Annotated in this window: 14 protein-coding genes; 9 read left to right on the top strand and 5 right to left on the bottom strand. The window is 57.9% G+C overall.

The genetic code is table 11. The annotated features are described in order from the left end of the window. Positions 1-131: 131 nt before the first annotated feature. The 3 genes from KHO33_RS40415 to KHO33_RS40405 all read right to left on the bottom strand — a co-directional run bounded on the left by KHO33_RS40415 (position 132) and on the right by KHO33_RS40405 (position 4,757). On the bottom strand, positions 132-1,199 hold the full coding sequence (locus KHO33_RS40415) for a lipocalin-like domain-containing protein (RefSeq protein ID WP_200568299.1): 1,068 nt from the start codon (positions 1,197-1,199) through the stop codon (positions 132-134). Between the two features lie 245 nt (positions 1,200-1,444). After that, positions 1,445-4,015: an FtsX-like permease family protein gene (locus tag KHO33_RS40410; protein ID WP_200568301.1), complete on the bottom strand. Its 2,571-nt coding sequence runs from the start codon at positions 4,013-4,015 to the stop codon at positions 1,445-1,447. Then, positions 4,005-4,757, bottom strand: coding sequence for an ABC transporter ATP-binding protein (locus KHO33_RS40405; protein WP_054038614.1), 753 nt, complete (start codon positions 4,755-4,757; stop codon positions 4,005-4,007). The genes KHO33_RS40410 and KHO33_RS40405 overlap by 11 nt, the downstream gene beginning before the upstream one ends. A 686-nt stretch (positions 4,758-5,443) precedes the next feature. On the opposite strand from KHO33_RS40405, the gene KHO33_RS40400 reads away from it, so the two are divergent. From KHO33_RS40400 to cyoD, 5 genes are all read left to right on the top strand, one after another. After that, entirely contained in the window at positions 5,444-6,997 is a 1,554-nt protein-coding gene (locus KHO33_RS40400; protein WP_054038734.1) for an NADH-quinone oxidoreductase subunit M, read from the top strand. A 373-nt stretch (positions 6,998-7,370) separates the two neighbouring features. Continuing rightward, positions 7,371-8,270, top strand: coding sequence for a ubiquinol oxidase subunit II (gene cyoA / locus KHO33_RS40395; protein ID WP_054038736.1), 900 nt, complete (start codon positions 7,371-7,373; stop codon positions 8,268-8,270). Positions 8,271-8,273: 3 nt separating this feature from the next. Beyond that, a complete protein-coding gene (gene cyoB, locus KHO33_RS40390; RefSeq protein WP_200568298.1) occupies positions 8,274-10,262 on the top strand; it encodes a cytochrome o ubiquinol oxidase subunit I in 1,989 nt (662 codons plus the stop codon). Next, on the top strand, positions 10,262-10,867 hold the full coding sequence (gene cyoC / locus KHO33_RS40385; protein ID WP_200568297.1) for a cytochrome o ubiquinol oxidase subunit III: 606 nt from the start codon (positions 10,262-10,264) through the stop codon (positions 10,865-10,867). Before cyoB ends, cyoC begins: the two co-directional genes overlap by 1 nt. After that, complete coding sequence (cyoD, locus tag KHO33_RS40380) at positions 10,868-11,224, top strand: cytochrome o ubiquinol oxidase subunit IV (RefSeq protein WP_093644557.1); 357 nt, start codon at positions 10,868-10,870, stop codon at positions 11,222-11,224. A gap of 84 nt (positions 11,225-11,308) precedes the next feature. Here cyoD and KHO33_RS40375 read toward each other — a convergent pair whose 3' ends face one another. Then, positions 11,309-13,261, bottom strand: a complete 1,953-nt coding sequence (locus KHO33_RS40375) for a capsular polysaccharide biosynthesis protein (RefSeq protein ID WP_200568296.1) — start codon at positions 13,259-13,261, stop codon at positions 11,309-11,311. Next, positions 13,262-14,410: a glycosyltransferase family 4 protein gene (locus KHO33_RS40370; RefSeq protein ID WP_200568295.1), complete on the bottom strand. Its 1,149-nt coding sequence runs from the start codon at positions 14,408-14,410 to the stop codon at positions 13,262-13,264. Between the two features lie 315 nt (positions 14,411-14,725). Here KHO33_RS40370 and cysC point away from each other — a divergent pair, with 315 nt between their 5' ends. The 4 genes from cysC to KHO33_RS40350 all read left to right on the top strand — a co-directional run bounded on the left by cysC (position 14,726) and on the right by KHO33_RS40350 (position 24,440). Next, positions 14,726-15,364 carry an adenylyl-sulfate kinase gene (gene cysC, locus KHO33_RS40365; RefSeq protein ID WP_200568294.1) on the top strand — a complete coding sequence of 213 codons (639 nt, stop codon included), beginning with the start codon at positions 14,726-14,728 and terminating at the stop codon, positions 15,362-15,364. A gap of 418 nt (positions 15,365-15,782) precedes the next feature. After that, complete coding sequence (locus tag KHO33_RS40360) at positions 15,783-16,949, top strand: polysaccharide biosynthesis/export family protein (protein WP_200568293.1); 1,167 nt, start codon at positions 15,783-15,785, stop codon at positions 16,947-16,949. A gap of 601 nt (positions 16,950-17,550) precedes the next feature. Continuing rightward, positions 17,551-20,235, top strand: coding sequence for an FkbM family methyltransferase (locus KHO33_RS40355; protein ID WP_200568292.1), 2,685 nt, complete (start codon positions 17,551-17,553; stop codon positions 20,233-20,235). After that, positions 20,232-24,440: a glycosyltransferase gene (locus KHO33_RS40350; protein WP_234480932.1), complete on the top strand. Its 4,209-nt coding sequence runs from the start codon at positions 20,232-20,234 to the stop codon at positions 24,438-24,440. The genes KHO33_RS40355 and KHO33_RS40350 overlap by 4 nt, the downstream gene beginning before the upstream one ends. Positions 24,441-24,583 lie beyond the last annotated feature (143 nt).

The following is a 24,583-nucleotide window of genomic DNA, read 5'->3' as shown; positions in this document are numbered from 1 at the left end:
ACGCCGATGATAGTGCGGATTCCCGTGTGAAAGTAGGTAATCGTCAGGCTCCCCAGCAAGACCAGAAACCCCACCCCGAAAAGGTGGGGTTTCTGCGTTTACGGCCCTGAAAATTTGGTCAGGAGCGCCGCTCACTCCTTCCCGATCCGCAGCGCGTCCGCGTACCCCGTCAACTCCAGATACGCACGTCCAACGTCCGCGCCATCACGGCTCACTCGCACTGCTCCTTCCCAATACACTGCGCCCGTCGACTGACGGGAATCGAGTTCCTGGTCGTCCATCAACGGATCGAGGCGCCACGTAAGCGCGCCGGTTTTCACCGTCATCGATACGGGATACGACGTGTTCGTCCGTGGCGAGCGCCATGTGCGAACTGGAGTGAAATCGACCTGATCGCGGCCGAACGTCGTCACCTGACCGTCGCGATTTCTGAGTGCGGCATGTGCCCATATTGCGTGTCCATCGCGACTGCGGACCTTGAAAGCCATCAAGGCTGAACCGTCCGTCAGGTTGGCGCCGAGCCAATCCCATCCGACAGCGTCGGAATCTAGCAGCGTGCTGGACCATTCGTGATCGAGCCACGCCGCGCCGGTAACGGTCGTTTCGCCCGTCGATTTGCTGCCTGCCGCGACTGGTCGAACTACGCTGCCAGTCACGCGCAATTGCGGTTCGCTGTAGTAATAGCTCGCCTGTTCGGGCCGTGGGCCTTTGCGGGAGTAGCCGCCTTCGCCCTGGACCAAAGGCGCCTGCGTTGGCGTCAGCGCAAGACGCAGCGCGAATCCGTTCGCGTCCACTGTAACGTCGTAGTGACCGTCGCCGGCACGGACGATTTTCCATGCATCGAGTTTGACATCGGTATTGTCCGGCTTCGCATACGCCAGCCCGAAGCCTTGGCGGGCAATGCGCTGATCGTGCGTCAGATGACCAAGCGCGGGATCGCTTAACGCGGCGTGGGCAATGATCAATTGCGACGGTGCGAACGCACTCGGGTCCGCTGCGTCGTGACCGGTTGCCGAGCGAAAGAAGGTGATCTGGAAACCGAGCGGCTGATTGTCCGGTGTCGTGAGCCAGCCTGTTGCGTACCACCACTCGGTGCGAAAAGCCGCATGTGCGCCGGTGTCCTGCGGAAGGGCGACCCGATGATCCGGCTTGACCGCTGCGAACTCGGGGGTCGCGGCGAACGCGGATGCGGTAGCCATCAAACCCAAGCAAAGCAACGCCGCATGAATCGCTGCGTTCAGCCTTCGTGCACTTGCCAGGCGCGGCGGCGCAGCCGATGACCTGCCTTGAACGCTGTGCGCCAGGCGGACGCGATCAGCTCGATAAGAGCAAGCAGTCACTCGACACGTCACTTGATACATCGCTTGATACGGCGTTTGATGCGTCGATCCATGCGCCGCTTTATACGTCGCCTCCGGGACCACCTCACGCGACGACCCACCCATCACCAATCCTCCTTCACCGCGCGCACCGCATCCACCGACACCGCGCCTTGTCCTGCAATCACTGCCGTCGAACACGACGAAGCCAGCATCACCAACGCCACCGTGCCGAGCACAGTCCATGGAACGTGCAGCGACATGCTCCAATGAAACGACTGCGGATTGACGACGAACACCAGGATCAGACTGATCGCGAATCCAAGAACAAATCCCATCACAATGCCGCAAGCGGTGAGCATTCCGCCTTCGAGTGCAAGAATCGCGAGAACCTGCGAGCGGGTCACACCCACATGCCGCAGCATGCCGAACTCGCGGGCCCGTGCGAGTGTCTGCGCGGAAAACGTCGCGGCGACGCCGAACAGGCCGATCACGATCGCGACCCCTTCGAGAAGATAAGTGACGGCAAAACTTCGATCGAAAATAACCAGCGTACGTGCACGGATTTCACCCGGTTGCGACAGGGTCAGCGATGCGCCGAACGGCAGCGCACGCAGGCCGGCCATCACACGTTCGACACTCGTTCCCGGTTGAACGGTAACGGCCACGTCCGTCGCGCCTGTGTCGGCAGTTAGGCGCCGGTAATCCGCAAGCCGTATCTGAATCGCACCGGTCTGCCGCACGTAATCACGCCATACGCCGGCCACAACGAACACGTGGCCGCGCTCGCCGAGCGGCAACTGCACGCGCTGGCCGAGTTTGTATCCATACAGATCGACCATTGCTTCGGATACCCAAACAGGTGTCTCGCCCTCATGCAACGCGGAAGGAGGCAGCGTTGCTCCAGTCATCTGCAGATTCGCACCAGGATCGGCGGCGTCGATTTCACGGGCGAGCACGGCGACGTCCGGCCGTGCAGGATCGAGCGTGAGATGCGAGGTGCGGGCAAACGCCGCCGTCTTGATGCCCGGCACGGCACGCAGCAGAGTCTGTTCGTCGGGGCGCAAACCACCGGTGTCGCCGTTTGGCGCCACGCGAACGTACAGATCGGCCGAGAGCAGGTGGCCCAACCAGTCTTCGACAGAAACGCGGAAGCTGGCCACCATGATCGCCATCGCGACGATCAGCGCGAAGCTCGACAGCACGCCGCCCATCGCGATCGATGCATGGCCTGGTGCATTCGTGAGACGCGCCAGTGCCAACGTGCTCGCCGCGCCGGCCCGACGCCGCGCGCCGAGAGCACGGCTCGCTGCACCAAAGATCAAAGCGGTTACGCGTGGCATCAGCGCAATCCCGCCGACCAGCAACAGCGCAACAGCCAGATAGCCGCCAATAGGCGCATCGAACAGCGGCGGCACCTGCGTGAGCGCCGCGGCAACCAGCAGACATGTCAACGCGGGCCACGGCGTAGCGAGCCGCGCCAGTGCACCTTCTTCGGCGCCGGCTTTAAGCGCCGCCGCAGGCTGCGCACGGGCCGCCTCCAATGCAGGGGCAAGACTGCCTAATACCGACACGGCGATGCCAAGCATCAGAAATAGTGCGGTCGCGAGCGGCTCGAAACCGACGTGCGGTTGCACGCCGGGAAAGTAGCCGCCGCCCAGGTCGCTGCCGAAAAAGCGCAACGCGCCGCTCGCCAGCGCATAGCCGAGCGCGAGTCCGGACAGCGAACCGAGCAGGCCGAGCAGGGCGCCTTCCATCAGGATCTGGCGCAGCAACTGGCCGCGCGTCAGTCCAAGCACGCGCAGCATTGCGAACTGGGCACGGCGCCGCACGACACCCAACGCCTGCGTCGAAAACACGAGGAACGCGCCAGTGAAAAGCGCCACCAGCGCGAGCACGTTCATATTGATTCGATAGGCGCGCGACAAACGATCGGTGCGGCTTTCAGCGTCGCGCGTCTCGGAGATCACCCACCGGCTGCCGAGCTGCGCTTGCAGATCACGCTTGAAGCGTTCGCGATCGATGCCGCGTTCGAGTTGCACATCGATGCGCGACAGCTTGCCCACCTTGCCGAACTTCCACTGAGCGGCGGCAATGTCCATCACCGCGAGCCGCTGACCCGGCCGCGTTCTCACGAGACCGCCGGCCACGCGAAAGTGCACGATCGACGTGCCGCTTTGCAATGCCACGTCATCGCCGATCTTCACGTTCAACCATTGTTGCGCGGCCGCCGAGAGAAACACCGTATCAGCCGCGAGCGTATCGAACGGCCGATCCGGCGACGGAACGCCAATCAGATCAGGCGCAATGCGGCTTGCCTTGAAGACGTCGATACCGAGCACCGGCAGTGCGGCGCTCTGATCCGGCACGGTGACATCGAGCGCGAGTACCGGACTCGCCAACGCCACACCGGGCTCAGTCGACAAACGCGGATAGATGGATTCGTCGAACAAAGGTTGCGCACCGCGCACTTGCAGATCGGCTTCGCCCGACAGGCTGCGCGCCGCCGCCGAAAATTCATTGAATGCCGCGCTATTGATCAATTGAACGGCGTAGCCAAGCGCGACGCCGAGCGCGATCGTTGCGATCGCAACCAGTGCGCGTCCGCGATGACTGCGCCACTCTGCGCCCAACAGCCAACGCGCGAGCGTGCGATGACCTCGCATTCGCTGCAGCGGGTGTGGATCAGCGTGCATCATCGGCCGAACGCGCAGCGGATTGAGCGTCGGGGAGCGAGCCGGAAAAGGCGGTACGTCCGGACGACGATGCGTGCAAACCGCCGTCGCTCAGAATCAGAATGCGGTCCGCCACTGCCGCGGCCGCCTCCGAGTGCGTGACCATGATGGTGGCCGCGCCGGTTGCCTTGCTTTGCGTGCGGAACAAGCCGAGTACCTCGTGTGCGGTATCGGGATCGAGGTTGCCGGTGGGTTCGTCGGCGAGAATCAGTTTCGGGCGATGCACGAGCGCCCGCGCAATGGCGACGCGTTGCAATTCGCCGCCCGACAGTTGCCGCGGAAAATCATCGCCACGGCCGCTCAAACCGACGGCTGCGAGCATATCGAGCGCGCCGGCCGTGGGCAGCTCGTTTAGCAGCAGCGGCAGAGCGACATTCTGCGCGAGTGTCAGATGAGGCAGTACGTGAAATGCCTGGAACACGAAGCCCAGTTTTTGCCGGCGCAATCGCGTTGCTGCGTTGTCATCCAGACGCGAAACTGCGCTGCCGTCGATGATCACGTCGCCGCTATCCGCACTGTCGAGCCCGGCAATGAGATTGAGCAGCGTCGATTTGCCGACGCCGGAGTCACCCATGATCGCGACGAATTCACCCGGCGCGAGCGTGAAATCGAGGTGCGCCAGCACGATGCGGCCGGCGCCATACGTCTTGCCTAGCCCACGGCATTCGAGCGCGGGAACGACACCTTCATCACGAAGCAGCATGCGGTATCCGATAAGTCTGGCCGGTGAGGGCGGCGTCCAAGCGTGCGAAGAACTACCGTACTACGCATGAGCGTCGGCCCCTGAACCGCCGAAGTATATTCGGGTTCTGTAAGGCTCGCAGGCGAGCGCAGCCATCGCCCGATACCTGTCCGATAATGAACCGCCACCCAGATCGACAGGGTCTTTTCGGGCTCGCGCCGGCGCTTCTTTAGAGTGCCGGATCAAAAAAATTTTCTGTTCGTGGACGCGCTAAATTTTCGCCGGCGGCTCGAAATCGGCTTTGATGGCGTGTCGTGCACCAGAATGATTTATTTCGGTGCGATCGTCGCGTCGAAGCGGTTGTGCAAGAGTGGCTAATCGCCCGCCAACTGCTTGCTTCTTCATGTAAAAAGCATGGTGTATACCCTGACAAAATCGCTTTGTGCATCTGCACATTTTTTGGCGTTTCGCAAGGGCAGACGTGGCAACAAAGCATTACCAGAGGCATTGCAGCGTTGTTGCGCTGCAAAAGTATTCTTATCTTGGTAATCTCCCACCCTTGGTCATTCGACTGCGGGTAAACGTGAGGCAGGCAGCACTGCTTCGACGTCAATTTCAGCGAAATCAAGCCTACATATCCATTTCAATGCTTTCGTTTTTGAAGGCATTGATATGGCGTTTTGTATTTCAAGTTTTCAACAGAACACATGTCATTGCCTCCGCTTCTTAGCCTACTCATCTGGATCCCTATTGTCGCCGGCCTGGTGGTTTTGCGTGCCGGATCGGACGCGGCGCGTAGCCGCACGCGATGGCTCGCGTTGACCGGCGCGATAGCGGGTTTCCTGCCGGTGATTCCGCTCGTGTCGAATTTCCGCAACGACGTGACGTCGATGCAGTTCGTCGAGAACGTTCGCTGGTCGCCTACGTTCGATATCGCATGGCATGTGGGCGTGGATGGCATTTCGTTGTGGCTGGTCGCGTTGACCGCGCTGACTACGATCATCATCGTGGTTGCCTCGTGGGAGTCGATCACCGAGCGCACCGCGCAATACTTCGGCGCGTTCCTGATGCTGTCGGGTTTCATGCAGGGCGTGTTCACGTCGATGGACGGCATGCTGTTCTTCATCTCGTTCGAAGCGACGCTGATTCCGTTGTACCTGCTAATCGGGACGTGGGGCAATTCGAACCGCTCATATGCCGCGGTGAAGTTTTTCTTCGTCTCGTTCCTCGGCTCGCTGATGATGCTGATGTCGATGCTCTACCTGTATGCGCAGACGCACAGCTTCGACCTCGCGCTGTGGCGTGAAACGCGCCTCGGCACGTGGCCGCAAGTGCTGATCTTCCTCGGCTTCCTTGCTGCGTTCGGTGTGAAGGTGCCGATGTGGCCGCTGCATACGTGGCTGCCCGACGTCCACCTTGACGGCCCGACCGGCGCCGCGGTGATGATCGGCATGCTCAAGCTGGGCGGCTACGGTTTGCTGCGTTTCGCGTTGCCGATCGCCCCGCAAGCCAGCCATTTCTTCGCGCCGATGATGATCACGCTGTCGCTGGTCGCGGTGATCTATTCGAGCCTGCTGGCACTCGTGCAAACCGACATGCGCCGCCTGCTCGCGTATTCGACGATCGCGCACATGGGCCTCGTGACACTCGGCCTGTTCGTCTTCAACCGCATCGGCCAGGCTGGCGCGATCGTGCAGATGCTGTCGTACGGCGTAGTGTCCGGCGCGATGCTGCTGTGCACGGGCATGCTTTTCGACCGCACAAAGACGGCTTCGATCGCTGAATACGGCGGCGTTGCCAATACCATGCCGCGCTTCGCCGCGTTCGTGATGCTGTTCTCGATGGCCAATATCGGCTTGCCGGGCACTTCGGGTTTTGTCGGCGAGTTCATGGTGCTGATGGGTGCGATCCGCTTCAATTTCTGGATCGGCGCAATCGCGGCATCCACGCTGGTCCTGAGCGCGGCCTACACGCTGTGGATGTACAAGCGCGTGATTTTCGGCGCGATTGCCAATGCACGCGTCGCGAAGCTGCAGGACCTCGGCAAGCGCGAATTCGTGCTGCTCGGCGCGATGGCGTTGCTGGTGCTGGCCATCGGCATCAATCCGAAGCCGTTCACCGATGCGATCGACCCGTCGGTCGGCACGCTGCTGGCGCAGTCGGAACGCAGCCTGCATCCTTCAGACTCCGTTCCGGCTGAAGGTGGCGAGCACCTGCAGGCTGCGGCGCCCGCTACTGTCGCGGCACGCACACCGGGCTGATCGAAACAAGGCGCGTGTCGCAGGTGCAACATCCTTTGCCAGGATGTTGCCAGTATGGACGCGCTTTTTCGCACCCATACATACGTCCTTTTCGAGCATCCGCGCAGAGCAACCGCTCAGGTCGCACTGCGTTTTAATGCTTGTTTAAAGGACTTTTGTGACCCGGCGATTCCGCCGGTACTTCGCAATAGCGCATTGCAAACCCTCACGTGCGCACAGCCGTGCGGCAACATGTCACACGGTGTTGCGGCGCAATAGATCGTTGCGAAAACGAGTGTTTATATCCCCTTGACGACCCCCTATTATGCGATCGCTTACTAATGGAGAGCGGTCGAATGACGTTCGTTGAAGTCGTAGAAGAAAGGCAATGGATATGAAAGGAAAGACGCTGCGAGGGTCGGCAGGTTTCCTTTCCGCCGGCCTTGTGTTGTTGCTCTCGGGTTGCAGCAACCTCGATATTTTGAATCCGAAGGGGAGTGTGGGGCTGGCGGAACGTGAGCTGATTGCCACGTCGGTCTGGGCCATGCTGATTGTGGTCGTTCCGGTTATCGCGCTCACGCTGCTGTTCGCATGGCGCTATCGCGCGTCGAACCGGAATGCCGAATACAAGCCGGGATGGGTGCATTCCACCGGCATCGAAATCGCCATCTGGACGATTCCGACGCTGATCATTCTGTTCCTCGCCGTGCTGACGTGGAAGAGCACGCACGAGCTCGATCCGTATAAGCCGCTCGAGTCGCAGGTCAAGCCGATCAACGTCGAAGTCGTCGCACTCGACTGGAAGTGGCTCTTCATCTATCCCGACCTCGGCATTGCATCGGTGAACCAGCTGGCGTTCCCGGTCGGCACGCCGGTGAACTTCCTCATCACGTCCGACACGGTGATGAACTCCTTCTTCATTCCGCAACTCGGTGGCCAGATCTACGCGATGGCGGGTATGCAAACGCGTCTGCATCTGATCGCTGACGAGGCCGGCAACTACGCAGGCACCGCGGCGAACTTCAGCGGCAAGGGTTTCTCGGACATGAAGTTCCGCGCGCTCGCTACGTCGCCCGACGAGTTCAACGCGTGGGTCACCAAGGTCCGCGCCTCGTCCGACCGTCTCGACATGGACCGCTATCACGCGATGTCGGCGCCTACGGAGAAGGAGCCGGTGCGCTACTTCTCGTCGGTCGATCCGAAGCTCTTTCACAACATCATTGCCCGATACAACAACGGTAACGTCCTCGACAACATGAACGACGCTAACTGTGCGCCAAAGGGTAAGGGGTAACGCATGTTCGGAAAACTTACGCTCGATGCGATTCCGTACCACGAGCCAATCATCGTGGGCGCGGGCATCTTCATGGCGCTCGTCGGGTTGGCCGTGCTCGGCACCGTCACCTATCTCGGCAAGTGGCGCTACCTGTGGACGGAATGGCTGACCTCCGTCGACCATAAGAAGCTCGGCATCATGTACATCATCGTGGCGATGATCATGCTCCTGCGCGGCTTCTCGGACGCGATCATGATGCGTCTGCAACAGGCGCTCGGCTATATGAGCCCGGGCTATCTGCCGCCGCATCACTACGACCAGGTGTTCACGGCCCACGGCGTCATCATGATTTTCTTCATGGCGATGGCGTTCATGATCGGCCTGATGAACCTGATCGTGCCGCTGCAGATCGGCGCGCGCGACGTTGCGTTCCCCTTCATCAACTCGTTGAGCTTCTGGATGACCGCGGTCAGCGCGATTCTGATCAACGTGTCGCTGGTGATCGGTGAGTTCGCGCAAACGGGCTGGTTGGCTTATCCGCCGCTGTCGGAGTTGCAGTTCAGTCCGGGTGTCGGGGTCGACTATTACCTGTGGAGTTTGCAGCTCTCCGGTATCGGCACCTTGCTCACCGGCGTGAACTTCTTTGCGACCATCGTGAAGATGCGCGCCCCGGGCATGACCTGGATGAAGATGCCGGTCTTCACGTGGACCGCGCTCTGCACCAACGTGCTGATCATGGCCTCGTTCCCGATCCTGACCGTGACGCTCGCGTTGCTCGGTCTGGACCGCTACCTCGGCATGCACTTCTTCACGAATGACGGCGGCGGCAACGCTATGCTGTACCTGAACCTGATCTGGGCATGGGGTCACCCGGAGGTGTACATCCTGATCCTGCCGGCGTTCGGTATTTTCTCGGAAGTCGTGGCCACCTTCGCCAAGAAGCCGCTGTTCGGCTACAAGACGATGGTGTGGGCAACCTGCGCGATCATGGTGTTGTCGTTCCTCGTGTGGCTGCACCACTTCTTCACGATGGGTTCGGGCGCTGACGTCAACGCGTTCTTCGGTATTGCGACGATGGTGATTGCGATTCCGACCGGCGTGAAAGTGTTCAACTGGTTGTTCACGATCTACAAGGGCCGTCTGGAATTCACCACGCCCGTGCTGTGGACGATCGGCTTCATGATCACGTTCACGATCGGCGGGATGACCGGCGTGATGATGGCGATCCCGGGCGCGGACTTCGTGCTGCACAACAGCCTGTTCCTGATCGCTCACTTCCACAACGTGATCATCGGTGGCGTACTGTTCGGTTATCTGGCCGGCTTCAACTACTGGTTCCCGAAAGCGTTCGGTTTCAAGCTGAATGAAAAACTCGGCAAGGCTGCGTTCTGGTTCTGGCTGGTCGGGTTCTATGTCGCGTTTATGCCGCTGTACGTGCTCGGCTTCATGGGCATGACGCGTCGTCTGAACCACTACGACAATCCGGCATGGCATCCGTGGCTGATTCTCGCCGCGTTCGGCGCAGGGCTGATCGCTATCGGTATTGCGTGCCAGCTGGCGCAGCTGTACGTCAGTATCCGTGACCGCAATCTGCCGGAAAATCGCGACGTCACGGGCGATCCGTGGAACGGTCATACGCTGGAGTGGGCGATGAGCTCGCCGCCGCCGGTGTACAACTTCGCGATCATCCCGACGGTGCGCAAGCTGGACGCGTTCACCGATATGAAGTCGCGCAAAGCGCCGCAAGCAGAGCCGGTGTATCGCGACATTCATATGCCGTCGAATACGTCAGCGGGTCTGCTGGTTGGTCTGTTCTCGCTTGCGCTCGGCTTTGCCGGTGTGTGGCACATCTGGTGGCTTGCGATCGTCGGCCTGGTCGGCGCAATCGGTACGGTGATCGTCTATAGCTTCCAGGACAACGACGGCTATTACATCCCGGCCGACACGGTCGCGTTGATTGAGGAAAAACGCTCCGGCGCTGGTGCCCACATTGCGGTAGAGGTGGACTGATGCTACAGAAGACTATTGCGGTTCAACCGCATCTCGCGCCGGACCATGTGCCGTCGCAATCGGTATTCGGTTTCTGGCTGTACCTGATGACCGACTGCATCATCTTTGCCGCGCTCTTCGCCGTTTTCGCGGTGATGGGCCATCAGTTCGCGGGTGGCCCGACCGGTAAAGATCTGTTCGAGATCCCGGGCGTCGCGCTTGAAACGTCGATGCTGCTGTTGAGCAGTATCACGTACGGCTTCGCGATGCTGGGCGCGCACAAGAACCGGAAGGGCGTGTTGCTCTTCTGGCTCGGCGTGACGTTCCTGCTGGGTCTCACGTTCCTCGTGCTGGAAATGCGCGAGTTCTCGCACCTGATCGCACAGGGTGCGGGCCCGAGCCGCAGCGCGTTCCTGTCGTCGTTTTTCACGCTGGTCGGCACGCACGGTTTGCACGTGACGTGCGGCCTGATCTGGATGGTGGTGCTCGCCGTGCAGGTGATGCGTCACCGCGATCTGACCGAACGCGACATGATTCGCCTGACGTGCCTGAGTCTGTTCTGGCACTTTCTGGACGTCGTATGGATTGGCGTCTTCACCTTTGTCTATCTTGCGAGCGTGATCTAAATGGACCATAGCCATCACTCACACCTGGCACACCCGGACGAAGGACACGGCGGTGAAAGTCACGGCAGCTTCGGCAGCTATACGGTGGGTTTCATTCTCTCCGTCATCCTGACTGCCGCGGCCTTCGGTCTCGTTCTCAACGGGACGTTGACCGGCGAGAACGCTCTGCTTGCAATCGCTGGCCTCGCGTTCGTGCAAATCGTCGTGCATCTGATTTTCTTCCTGCACATGAATGCGTCGTCGGCACAGCGCTGGAATGTCATGGCGTTCGGCTTTACGGTGCTCACGGCTGTGATTCTGATCGTCGGGTCATTGTGGATCATGCATAACGTCAGCATGCATATGATGTCTCGGTAAGCGAAGAACGCCACTGCTTGAGAAAAACCCCGCAAGGTGAAGGTCTTGCGGGGTTTTTATTTTTTCAGCCAGCGTGGCTGGGGGTTAGAGCGCGAGCCTTTGACGGAAACGCCATGACGCATGACGGATTCCGTTGCGGGTCCAGCGGATTGCTTTGAGCAGCGGCCGCATGCGGTTGCCACGGACCTGTTCGAGCGGTCGTGCGGCCTGCGGCGCGAGCTGTTCGACTACCGCTTCCGGTGTCGTGAAAAGACGCGTGCGCCAGTCCCAGTAGAGCGGGTAACGTAGCAGCACGCCCGCGCATAACATGTCCAGCGTTAGCGTGCGATGCCGCCATGGCACCGGTGCGAGTGCGTCGTGCGTGAGTCCCCAGCCCGCATAGAAAGGCAGCCCGTACGTGAAGACCGCTTTGCCGCGTAACAACGCGTCGAAGCCTGCGAGCGACGAGAGTGTGTGAACTTCGTCCGCTACGTCGACGAGCGACAGCAAGTCCGCTTCCGTATCGACCATGTCCGCGAGTTGCTGCGCGTCGATCAGTCCATTGCGATTACCCGACAGCACGTCCGGATGCGGCTTGTAGACCACGAAAGCGTCGGGACGCAGCCTGCGTACTTCGCGCAGCAGCGCGTCGGCCGTGCCGATGGCGCGTGTGCCGAGACGGATTGACGCATCGTCGGCGACCTGGCCCGGGACCAGTACGACTTGTTTGCCTTCCGGTGCGGCCCACGCAGGGCGACGTCGGCCCAGGTTGTACTTGGTGACGCCGAGCCTGACAACCAGCCCGCGCAGCGCCGCGGCGCGTGCCAGTTCGGGTGCGCTGAACTCGGTTTCGTTGAGCAGCACACTGAGATCACTCGGCTGGCTCGCGTCGAAATAGAGGCCGCGGCGGTCGATCACCTGACTGCGCGGCGCGATCATGTCGGAGCCAAGGCCTGTCGAATGAAAGAAACCGTCTTCGATCCTGACGTAGCGAACCTCGGGCGCAAGACCTTCCGCGCTGCGCGCGCCCCACAGTACTGCGCATTCGTTCGTCTGCACGGATTGCGGCTCGCGCGTCCAGCGTAGCGTAGCGCCGCCGGCGCTTACGTACGGAGTCGCAAACGGACGCTTCCACCATTGAAAGCGTATCCCTGCTACGTGCTGCAAATCTGCGAAACGATGCTCGATTGTCCGCTGCAGCTCGATACTGTCGAGCAGATCGTCGAGCGTGCCTGGAGTGTGCGTGAACGGATTCAGATAGCGCGTGAAGCGCAGGAAGACCACGTCGAATAGTGCGGTGAGTGTGGGCCGTGCGCTGCGGTTCGGCAAGTGCAGGTCGTCGTCGGTCAATCCCCAGCCTGCGTAATAGGGCGCGCCGAATACATGTACCGGCACGCCGGCAAGAAGCGCATGCATGCCTTCCGAGGCGCCCAACGTGTAGACGTGATCGACATGAGGCAATGCGGCGCACAGCGATTCGTGATCGGCCAGCCACCGGACGCCGGGCGGCATACCGTCAACCGATGAAGAAAGCCAGCGCCCGGCGCCGTTGTCATCCGATCGGGCGATCCAGAATTCGGCTTGAGGGTGGGCGGACCGCGCGGCTTGCACCATCCGCACGAAGGCTCGACGGGAGTTTCGAGCTGCTATTGCGCCGAGTTCATAAGAACGGGCGCGCTCGTCAATCAGCATGACGCGGGTTAGGCGCTTGATCTCGAGTAACGCCGCGGGACAGCCGGATTGCGTTCGACGCTTTGTCGAGGCATGGCTGCGCACGAACCTTTGCATCAGTCGCTCGACTTCGGGAGGGGCGCCGGCGCTCAGATTGTGTTTGAGCGCGACGGTGAGTGCCGAATTGATCGCGACAGCGAAAGCATCAGCGTTAGCATCGGTTACCGGGACCGTGAACCACGACAACAGGGGCGTACCGGATACGCCTCGCGACCAGACCGGCCCAGGCCACGCGACGCTGACGCCCTTACCGCAGACGCGGGCGAGGCGCAAAGCGAGGCGCCCGGACCATCGATCGATCCATAGATGTTCCGAACGCTCTCTCATCTAACGCAGCGTCTCAAGAAAGCCGTCGACATGCTCGAAATGCTCCGCCCATGTCGGTTCGCAAAAGCGTTCGATGCGTGTCAATTGTGCTTCGCGCGCCGGGCTGTTGGCCTGGGCATAGGCCTGGATGCTGGCGAGCCAGCCGGGACCGTCGAGTGGGTCGAGATAGTCCGGAATGTCGTCGGCGACTTCACGGAAAACGTCGAGGTCGCTGGCGAGCACCGGCACCTTGAGTGCGAGCGCTTCGGCGAGCGGCATGCCGTATCCCTCGACGAAGGACGGGAACAGTAGCGCCTGAGCGTGTTGGAGATAAGCATGAAGCTGCTCGTCGGAGCAGTGCGCTTCTTCTATCACGACGCCTTTGAGGCTTTCGCAGCGCTCCAGCATATCGACGACATTTTCGCATTCCCAGCCGCGCCGGCCGATTACAACCAGCTTCGGTGCGGCTGCGCCGAGTTGTTCGACGATACGCCGCCACACATGCAGGATGAACCAGTGGTTCTTGCGCGGCTCGATCGTGCCGAGCATCACGAAGTAGGGTGAGGGCAGCGGGCGCTCTACCAGTGGGCGTTCGGTGACACCTGAGGCGAGGCGTGCGACTACGCTCGGCGGGAGCTTGAGACCGGCGCGTTCGGCTTCGACCGCGAGCGAGTCGAGCGTGGCTTGCGAATTGGCGATCAGGCCGCTCGCGTGCCTCAGCGCTGTGTGCATGCGGTGCCGGTGCGTTGCATCGACTCCCGGGCGGCAATATTCGGCATGGGTCAACGGGATTAAATCGTGAACCATGAATACGGGGCGAACTTGACGCTTTGCCATCGCCCGGTAATAGCGTCCGAATTCCATCCCGTTGTGACTCGTATGCAACAACACACCATTAAGTCTTGTTTCTCGCAAGCGATTAAGGCACGCGCGTACGACTAAGGCACGAATAGCGTTTCTATTGCGGATCGATGAGAGCAGCATTGCAAACGTTTGCTGTGAATCTCTCTCGGTTAAAACCGTAGAAAAACCGCGTTCGCTAAGGATTGCGCGCGCTCGAGCGCCATACTTTTGAATGTATTGGAGACCGACGCGATCTACGCCAGTGGGCAAAAGCCCGTCATAAAGACGCGTGAGGAGGCGCGTGACGTCCAGGTGGATGGTTGACACTGAGGTGCTTTTTTCTCGGCTGTCGTACGGACTTTCAGTCCTTCGAGTGTGGCTTTTTTTTTACAACGAGCCATTTTACCCGAGTGCGTGAGAGAATTCGCGTTCACGTTTTGTAACATCTTGGTAAGGCATTAGTTGGCACGGCTGTGGTGCGGGTTGCAGCCAATTCAGTGCGACTTTTACAGGCAGCGTTGGTATCAGGCGTGAGACCGCCGATGCATCGTCGGCTTGGATTTTGCATGGCGATTGGGTCAAGTGCCATTTAGGCGGCATGCGCATTAGATAGCGGTTAATACATATATATATCTGAGAGTGATGGAAACTAGTTACAACGACACCGTTGTTCCCGCGGCAACCAAGATTGCAGGGAGCAGCCGGGCGTCAATGAAGCAGCGGCGGCCGCTGGTCATCTGGTTTACCGGCATGTCCGGCGCCGGCAAGTCGACCCTGGCAAGCATGCTGGAGAAAGAGCTACAGGCCCGTGGTCTGCGTACGTTTCTCCTCGATGGTGACCATCTGCGGCGGGGTTTGAACAACGATCTGGACTTTTCCGATGCCAGCCGGCACGAAAGTATTCGGCGGGCTGCTGAAGTTGCGCGATTGATAGTCGATGCGGGCATCGTCGTTATTGCTTCATTGATTTCTCCGTTTCGGGCGGATCGGGACGCGGCTAGAGCGCTATTCGCGAGTGGGCAATTCTTTGAGGTGCATGTGGACGCGCCGTTTGAGATTGTTGAGGCGCGGGATGTCAAGGGACTCTATAAAAAGGCGCGAGAGGGTTTGCTGCCGAAATTCACCGGGATTGATTCGCCCTACGAGCCTCCGATTGAACCGGAATTGAGGTTGAATACGGCTGAGCTTACTCCGCAAGAGGGGCTGCAGCGGATTCTCCTTGCAGTGGATTCGCTCGGGGCTGATGCCGGTGAGGCGCTCACGCATCGACTCTACGCATAATTGCGCGCTCGCATGGCATGCGCCACGCATCAGTGACGCTGGGCCGATACCAGAACTTTATGTAGGGATTGGTATTGGCTTGTTGAATGGCCAGCGATAAATTGCCATGCACGGAAACAGACGAGGTAGTGTCCATTGCGGTGCAAACGTTTGCCGTTAGTGAGGATATTTTTTTAGTCTGGCTTTTCTACAGTGATCGCATGCCCAGTCGCTTCGTCTCGTTAGAAAATCGAGTTCCCCCAGTCCCCGTCTGATGTGCAGTCACTTAGCTGGCGTCTGCAGTGAGGCGGAGATTAGTGTGCTTATGATGAAATTCTTGGCTGATGGAGTGTGGATTTTTTTTCACACCGCGCCATTTCGCCCTGCAGCATGAGACAATTCGCGCCGATCTCAAATTACTTACCAACTATTGCAATTAATGTCGCGTCTGTCTCGTCGTGTTATTTTTACCGGGGTTGCCTTTGGCGCGCTTTCGCTTAGCGGTTGCTCGAGTATTCCCACGTCTGGGCCTAGCAGTTCGCAGATAAATAGCGCTGCAGCCCCAGCCAATCCGGCCGGCATTCAGATCGTCGACGTGACGGATGATGTCGCGCGCAAGCTGTTTGCCGAGCGCAGCGTTGGCAATTTTTCCGCTGCGTTAGGCAATAGCACTTCGTTCCAGCAGCAGCTTGGTGTGGGCGACACAATTGAAGTGTCGATCTGGGAGGCGCCGCCCGCCACGCTGTTCGGGGCCGCGCAATTGGACTCGAAGGGCGGCACCAGCAACGCGCGCGTAACCGTACTGCCCGATCAGACGATCGACGGCAGTGGGAAAATCAATGTGCCTTTCGCGGGTGAATTGAAAGCGGTGGGGCGTACGCCGAATGAATTGCAGCGTGACATTACTGCGCGCCTGAAGAATATCGCCCACGATCCGCAAGTTTTGGTGAAACTCTCGCGCAATGCGACTTCGTATGTCACGGTTGTGGGTGATGTGGCCAGTAGCAACCGGATGCCTTTGAGTGCGCGCGGCGAACGCCTGCTTGATGCATTGGCTTCGGCCGGCGGCGTAAAACAGCCCGTCGACAAGATCACGATTCAGGTGACGCGCGGTGACACAGTGGCTTCGTTGCCGCTCGAAACGGTAATTCGGGACCCTCACCAGAACGTGCCGCTGCGCGCGGGCGATGTGGTGACGGCGCTGTTCCAGCCGTTCAGCTTTACATCGCTTGGCGCGACTGGCAAGAACGAGGAAATCAATTTCGAGGCGCAGGGGATCACACTTGCTCAAGCATTGGCGCGCGCCGGCGGTCTGCAAGATTCCCGCTCGGATGCTCAGGGCGTGTTTATCTTCCGTCTTGAAGATGCGAAGGCGTTGCCATGGCCGAATACTCCTGTGCGTACGACCGCCGACGGTAAGGTGCCGGTTGTTTATCGCGTGAACTTGCGTGACCCGAATTCGTTCTTCGTCGCGCAGAGCTTCATGATGGATAACAAGGATCTGCTGTATGTGTCGAATGCGCCGATCGCCGAGGTGCAGAAGTTCTTGAATGTGGTGTTCTCGGTGGCGTATCCGGTGATTACGGGGGTTCAGACGTTTAGGTAGGCGGGGGATAGATCGTGGTAGGTCCTGCATTAAAGTGACTAACGGGGCCCATTTTTTGAATGTTGACCGGATTATTGGTCAACTTGCTGCGGCTCTATCCTAGGCGTGCGAATGTTTTCAATTCGGCATTCATTATGTCGGAAGTCCGGTTGAGGGTTGTGCTTGGCGTGCTTCGGCGGCGGGCGCTCAATGGGCGTGCATTGTTGCTTCTCCTGTGCCGTTAGCCTTGAATAGGCCGGGGCCCTGATGCGTGAATCACTTGGTCTGGCGCGATGCCGTGGGTCGTTGAGCTGTATATAAAATGAATCGCCCGGAGCGTGTCGTGGGTGTACGCGACGCGCCAATGTTGCCGCGATTAAAGCCGTCTAGAGAGAAGTGAAGATAGCGGTTTATCGATATTTTGGAGCGCTCGGGAGCGGGGCTGAGTTCGAAGCGAAATGGACATCGTTGTTTTCCGACTGCCGCGGAATTATCAAGCACTTCCTACACGCGCGGCCGTTGCGGTCAAGCGAGTACCTGCTTGATCGTATGTCGTTTTCATCATGAAACCCGACGCACCTAGCACTTGAACTTGCCCAGCCTTTGACCCGGAAGTTATAACGTGAGCATTACTTCTTACGCCCAGAATTTCGAAGACGTCATGATCTGGCGCGCCCTTGGGCACATCGAAGGCGGCTCGTACATAGATATTGGTGCTCAGGACCCGATTGTCGATTCTGTTAGCCTTGCGTTTCATGAGCGCGGCTGGCGTGGTATTCACGTCGAACCAACGCCGCACTATGCTGAATTGTTGAGGCAACAACGGCTTGGCGACACGGTTATTCAGGCGGCTATTGGGAGTTCTCCGGGTACGTTGCGTTTTTTTGAAATTCCCGGTACCGGAATTTCGACCGGAGACGCCGGCATAGCGGCGCAACATCGCGAACGCGGGTTTGATGTCCACGAAATTGTCGTGCCTTGCATTACCTTGTCGGCGATTCTTGAAACGACGACGGGGGCTGAAATACATTGGCTCAAGATTGATGTAGAAGGGCTTGAGCGCGAAGTGCTATCCAGTTGGGGGGGCTCTAAGGTTCGCCCGTGGATTGTCGTCGTTGAAAGCACGCTTCCCTTGACTCAGACTGAATCGCATGAAGCCTGGGAGGCAACACTGGTCTCCTATGGCTATGTTCCGGTCTATTTCGACGGAGTGAATCGCTATTACGTATCGGACGCGCATCCAGAGCTCAAGGACGCGTTCCGGGCGCCTCCAAATGTTTTCGACGGATTCGCCCTCAATGGTTCATCCACTGCGTCCTTTCATCAATTGATTGAGCAGCGCAGTCAAGAGAAAGTTAGTGATGCTCTTGCTCAAATCGAACGGCAGAAGCAGTCCAGAAACAGTGAGATTGAAGGCCTCAATCTGAATCTCGCCTCGCTGCAGAAGGTGCAAGCCGAGCACGAACAGAATTGGGTAAAGCGTGAGCAAGAGATTGCTGCGCATCTGTCGGCGATTCAACATCAAGCGGCTCAAGAGAGAAGTGAGCAGGCGCGAAGCCACATCGAACAAGAGTGCGAATTACGCCGTCAACACATCGATCGCGAAAACGTGCTCCATCAACGATTGAAAGTCGAGCAAGACGACCTTCGCCAAATGCAGCAAGACCGGGAGAAGCGGGAGCGGGCATTGTCCGAGCAAGCGGAACAGGTACAAGCGCGGCTGGAAAAACTTTTGAATGCAGTGGCCCAGCGCGAGCGAGATGTCGCCGCACAATTGTTGGCGACCCAGCAGCAAGCCGAGCAAGAAAAGGCCGAATTGGCCCGCAGCCACTTGGAACAAGAACGGGCACTGCGCCGCGAGCACTCAGAGCAATGCAGCCAGTCGAGGCAGGTGCTCGAACACATTCTGCGTGATCAGGTAACGCGTGAGCGGGAGATATCCGCGCAATTGTTGGGGATCCAGCAACAAGCAGCCCGGGAAAGGGTCGAATTGGTGCGCAGCCATGGCGATCAAGATAGCGCGCTACGACGCCAGCACGTTGAGAGCGAGCGTGCCCTAATCCAGGAACACCAAGCTGCGCAAGAGGCTGCCCGCCGACAGGCGCAGGAGTGGACGCTACTTGAAAGAGCGCTCCGCAAAGAAATAGCCGATCTGCGAAGTGAGGCGCAGGCACTCCACTTCGCCCAGGAATTGCAGACGCAACGACATGATGCCGAGCTCAGTGCTGCGGTTGGTGAGCGCAGCCGCCTGCTCGACGCATGCGCCATTGCGGAGGCGCGTCTCAAAGCCGAGATGCTGGAAGAGCAGGAAACCAGTTTACGGCTGCGCCAATCTCTCGCGCACGTCCAGGAGAGTTTGGCAACGACACATGCCTCACTTACGTGGCGCATGACGGCACCACTGCGCAAACTGGCCCCGCTCAGCGTCTTTAAGAGGAATGCTCGCTTAGCTTCTCATAATTCCTCTGAAACGATCGAGTCAATGGCGACGGCTGCCGCGGCTTCGCAAGCTGTCATCGCTCGCGAAGCATTTAGCGAGCGCTCCTTATATGTTGCTGCGCAGTCGGTAGCCCCTGACGCGGCAGGTAATGAGGCGGCAGACAGCATGGCATCCCAAGCTGTCCCGCCGCCCATTTCAGAGCCAAGTACGATCAACGTTAGCAACGCATCCATCGAGTCCCTCATGCTTTCCTCCACACAGGCGGCTGACACGGCTATGCCGGCTGCAGCGTCCACGCTGTCCGAGCTATTGGCCCATCACGACCGGCCGTTTGTTCTCTGTGCCTATAAAACACTATTAGGCCGGGCTCCCGATCCTGACGGACTGGGTTATTACCTGGGAAGACTGCGTGCGGGATTCTCAAAAATCGGGCTTTTGAAACAATTGAGATTTTCGTCGGAGGGCAAAGCACATGCAGCTACGTTGGCGGGGCTGGATGAGGCCATCCAGCGCCATCGGAAGGCACAGCTTCCTCTAGTTGGGTGGCTATTCGGGCTTCTCAGCGGCGCGGAAAGCAATCGCACGACGCAGCGCAAGCTCCGGATTATTGAAAATCAGTTATTTGTGCTCGGGAGTGAGGGTAGTCACCGCTTCAATCAGATGGAGGCGGCTCTCAATGGTCTTCATCACCTTATTGCTCAGCAACGACAAGCAGATATCATTTCGTCGCACAACGCCCATCAAGCCGCGGAAATCACCTCGGTCCCTGCGTCTGAGCCGGAGAATATCGAACAGATTTCGCCACGTGCTAGATCTATCTATTTTCAACTTAAAAAAGCACACGCTCATGCTGAGAGGGCCGAATGATGCGTATCGTTATTGATTTGCAAGGCGCGCAGGCGGAGAACAAAAACCGAGGTATTGGCAGATACACTTTGTCTCTTGCAAAGGCCATTGTTCGGAACGCTGGGCAGCATGAGGTTTTCCTGGTACTCAACGGCCAATTCCCCGAAACCATCGAGTCGATCCGTGCTGCTTTTGAAGGCTTGCTGCCGCAAACGCACGTTCGCGTCTGGTATGCGCCTGGTCCGGTTAACAATCTTGATGCCGACAATGAATGGAGGCGAAAAGGCGCAGAATTAGTGCGTGAAGCTTTCATCGCAGACCTTAAGCCGGATATGGTTCTTGTTAGTAGCCTTTTTGAAGGTCTAACGGATTCTGCTGTCACGAGTATTGGAAGTCTCAGCAATAACGTACCGACTGCGGTCATTCTCTACGATTTGATTCCGTTGATTAACCGTGACCTGTATCTCGGAAATCCGGTAGTCGAAAAATGGTACGAAAATAAGATTGATCATCTGCGTCGTGCCAATTTGGTGCTTGCGATATCGGAGTCTTCACGTCAGGAAGGTATCCGTTGTCTAGGTTTTTCGGCTGTACAGGCTGTTAACATTTCGACAGCTGCCGACGCTCAATTTTTGCCGCAACAAATTGGCGAAAAAAAAGAAATTGGACTTCGCAAACGTTACGGGCTGCACCGTCCGTTTGTAATGTACACAGGTGGCATTGACCACCGTAAGAATATTGAGGGGCTGATACGCGGTTATGCGCGGATCGGCAAGGCGCTACGCGCTCGCCATCAATTGGCGATTGTATGTTCAATTCAGCCGGCCAGCCGTGCTGAACTTGAGGCGCTTGCGGAGCAAGTCGGCTTGGGTGACGATGAACTTGTGCTGACAGGTTTTGTGCCCGAGGAAGATTTGATCGCGCTTTACAATCTCTGCAAGGCTTTCGTTTTTCCGTCTTGGCACGAGGGCTTTGGCTTGCCGGCGTTGGAAGCGATGTGCTGTGGTCGTGCGGTAATCGCTGCAGAGACGTCGAGTCTGCCGGAGGTGCTTGGCCGTGAAGACGCGCTCTTTGATCCGCATGATGACAACGCTATTGCCAATAAGTTAGAACAAGTTCTGGTTAACGACAAATTTCGTCGTGAGCTCGAACAACATGGGCTGAAACAGGCAGAAAGTTTTTCATGGGATTCCAGCGCAAAAGCGGCCCTGTCTGCCATAGAGACGTGGCATAGCAGCCAAAGCGCTTGCGCTCCTCAACCCTCGATAGGCAACCATCGGCCAAAGCTGGCGTATGTTTCGCCACTACCACCCGAGCGCACTGGAATCAGCGATTACAGCGCAGAATTGCTACCTGAACTGGCTCGCCACTACGAAATCGATGTCGTAGTCGATCAGGAATCAATTTCGGATCCGTGGATAAGGGCGAATTGTCCGGTACGAACCGTTGACTGGTTCAAAAAGCATGCCGATCGTTACGACAGGGTGCTTTACCATTTCGGCAATTCGCCATTTCACAAGCATATGTTTGGTTTGATCGACCAGATCCCGGGCGTGGTAGTGCTGCATGATTTTTTCCTCGGCCACGCCACTGAATACGTAGGGGCTGTCTCCGGTAACGGAAACGTTTGGCCGTCTACGCTGTACGAGGAATATGGCTACCCCGTACTCAAAGATCGTTTTAATGGAGACGTTTCGCGCGTCGCGTGGAAATATCCAGCAAATCGTCGGGTAATAGAGAAGGCCTTGGGAGTCATCGTCCATTCAGAGAGTTCAAAGAAACTCGCAGAGCTTTGGCATGGGGAGCGCTCAGCCGATGATTGGGCGATCATACCTCTTTTGCGAGTAGCCGCTCTGAACATCGATCGGATCTCTGCGCGGAACGAGCTCGCCTTGGATCCAGATGCATTTGTAGTTTGCAGCTTTGGAATGTTGGGAAGAAATAAAAGTAATCATCGCTTGCTTGATTCGTGGCTCGCTTCTCCACTAGCTAAAAGCGACAAGTGTGTGCTCGTCTTTGTCGGGCAAAATGATGCCGGGGAATATGGCAGCCAGTTACTTGAAAAAATTGCGAGTAGCGGTGTACGAGCTCGTATTCGTATTACCGGCTGGGCAGATACTGCCACGTTCAAACGTTATATGATGGCGTCCGACGTGGGAGTACAGCTGCGCACGCTATCGCGTGGCGAAACTTCGGCTGCCGTACTGGACTGCATGAACTTTGGTCTCCCGACCATCGTGAATGCACACGGAAGTAATGTCGATCTGCCAGGCAACAGCGTGTGGAAAATTCCGGACGAGTTTGAAGACGCGCAACTCAGTCAAGCGCTCGAAACGCTTTGGCGTAGTGCGAGCAAACGCCAGCAATTGGGCGAAACAGCAAGAGAGATTGTTCAGACGCTACATGCACCCCGACTGTGCACCGACCAATATGCCGTTGAAATAGAGAGGGCATATCGGTTAGCCACAACAAACCTTGACGTGTTGACCGAGCGGGTCGCCAAAGCTGATCCACGACTCGTTGCTCAAGGTCCATTGAAGGAATTGGCATACGCACTTGCGAAATCTTTCCAGCCTAAGCTAAAGACGCGCCAATTGCTCGTCGATGTCTCTGAACTGGCGCAGCGTGATAGCAAAACTGGAATTCAGCGAGTGGTAAGAAGTGTTCTGCTTGAGTTGCTAACAAACCCTCCCGATGGCTATCGGGTCGAACCTGTTCATGCAGTGCCCGGGATAGGGTATTGCTACGCTCGCACTTTCACTCTACGTTTTCTGGGTTATCCTGATTGTTTTCTCAATGATGAAGTCGTCGAATTTGATAATGGCGATTTATTTCTTGGGTTGGATCTCCAGCACTATGTGGTGCGTGACCAGGTGCCGTTTTATCAAGAGATGCGCAACCAGGGCGTTCAGGTACATTTCGTCGTTTACGACTTGCTTCCGATTCTGCTTTCGCGGGCTTTCGTGCCGGGCGCCGCTGAATTGCATCACGATTGGTTAAAAACTTTGGCGTGCTGTGATGGCATCATCTGTATCAGTCGTGCGGTCGCGGACGAGATGGTGGACTGGTTAAAGATCAACGGACCAACTCGCTTGCTCCCTCTCAAGGTCGGTTACTTCCACTTGGGGGGCGATATTGCTGCGTCGACGCCCTCGAAGGATCTTCCTGCGGATGCCGAGTCTGTATTGAGGGAGATTGCATCACGTCCCAGCTTTTTGATGGTAGGTACGGTCGAGCCGCGCAAGGGCCATACTCAAACGTTGGCAGCGTTTGAACGGCTCTGGGCAAAGGGAGCAACTGTCTGCTTAGTAATAGTGGGCAAACAAGGTTGGGTGATGGACGGTTTGGCTGCTTCCCTTAGGAATCATCCAAAACTCGGCAAGCAGTTATTCTGGCTTGAGGGCGTCAGCGATCAGTATCTGGAAAGAGTGTACGCTGCATCTACTTGTCTTATTGCGGCCTCGGAGGGAGAAGGATTTGGCTTGCCGCTTATCGAGGCCGCGCAGCATAAGCTACCGATTATCGCCCGTGATCTTCCCGTATTTTGCGAAGTCGCTGGCGAACACGCTTACTATTTCTCTGGATTGCAGGCTTCTGCGCTGAGTGAAGCTGTAGAGCAGTGGCTTTCGCTTTACAAGGCGAATAAGGCTCCTTGTTCGGACGAGATGCCGTGGCTGACGTGGGCGCAGTCAACAGAACAGCTTCTCGATGTTCTGCTCAACGGCAAGTGGATGACCGACTGGATGCCGGATGGTGGCCATCGCTACGTTGGTGCCGACGCTCGATTGGGCACTCAAGTCGGTACGCGAGTCGGTCAAATCGTGCAGACAGACGGGCGTCAAGGATACCTTCTCTATGGTCCCTATTTGACATTGTCCGCGGGGCTCTACCAGATCAGAATTCGCGGTCAGGTAAAAGCCTTAGGCACGCCTGCGGCCTACGTTGACGCCGCCGTGCGAAAGGGATCTGAGGTGTTGGTTTCGCAGCCGCTGGCAACATCGACTGATGGGCAATTGCTTTTGGACATGAAGATTTCCATTGAGACCGCCGTCACCGATTTCGAAATCAGGGTATGGGTTCCTGCAGATGCAGATTTGATCGTTAAGCAATTGGACATCCTGCCAGAATCGGTGTTTTCCGAAGAACCGTCGGCACGAAAAGACAAAATGATCGACTGCGCTGCTCGCGATTCGGCTGAAGCGTCATTGGCGTTAGCGGAGGAGTAAGTTGAATCGTTGCTCCGCGTACTGACATAGTTGAGTGACCTTGCCCCCGAAAAACGAATCTCTTGCTGAGTGTGTAAACTCAAGCAAGGAGAAGAAACGATGACGGTCAAGGCAAAGCGGGCGCAGTACACGCTCGAATTCAA

The organism is Paraburkholderia nemoris (assembly GCF_905221015.1).
Lineage (GTDB): Bacteria > Pseudomonadota > Gammaproteobacteria > Burkholderiales > Burkholderiaceae > Paraburkholderia > Paraburkholderia nemoris.
This window is presented reverse-complemented; position numbering and strand designations above follow the sequence as displayed.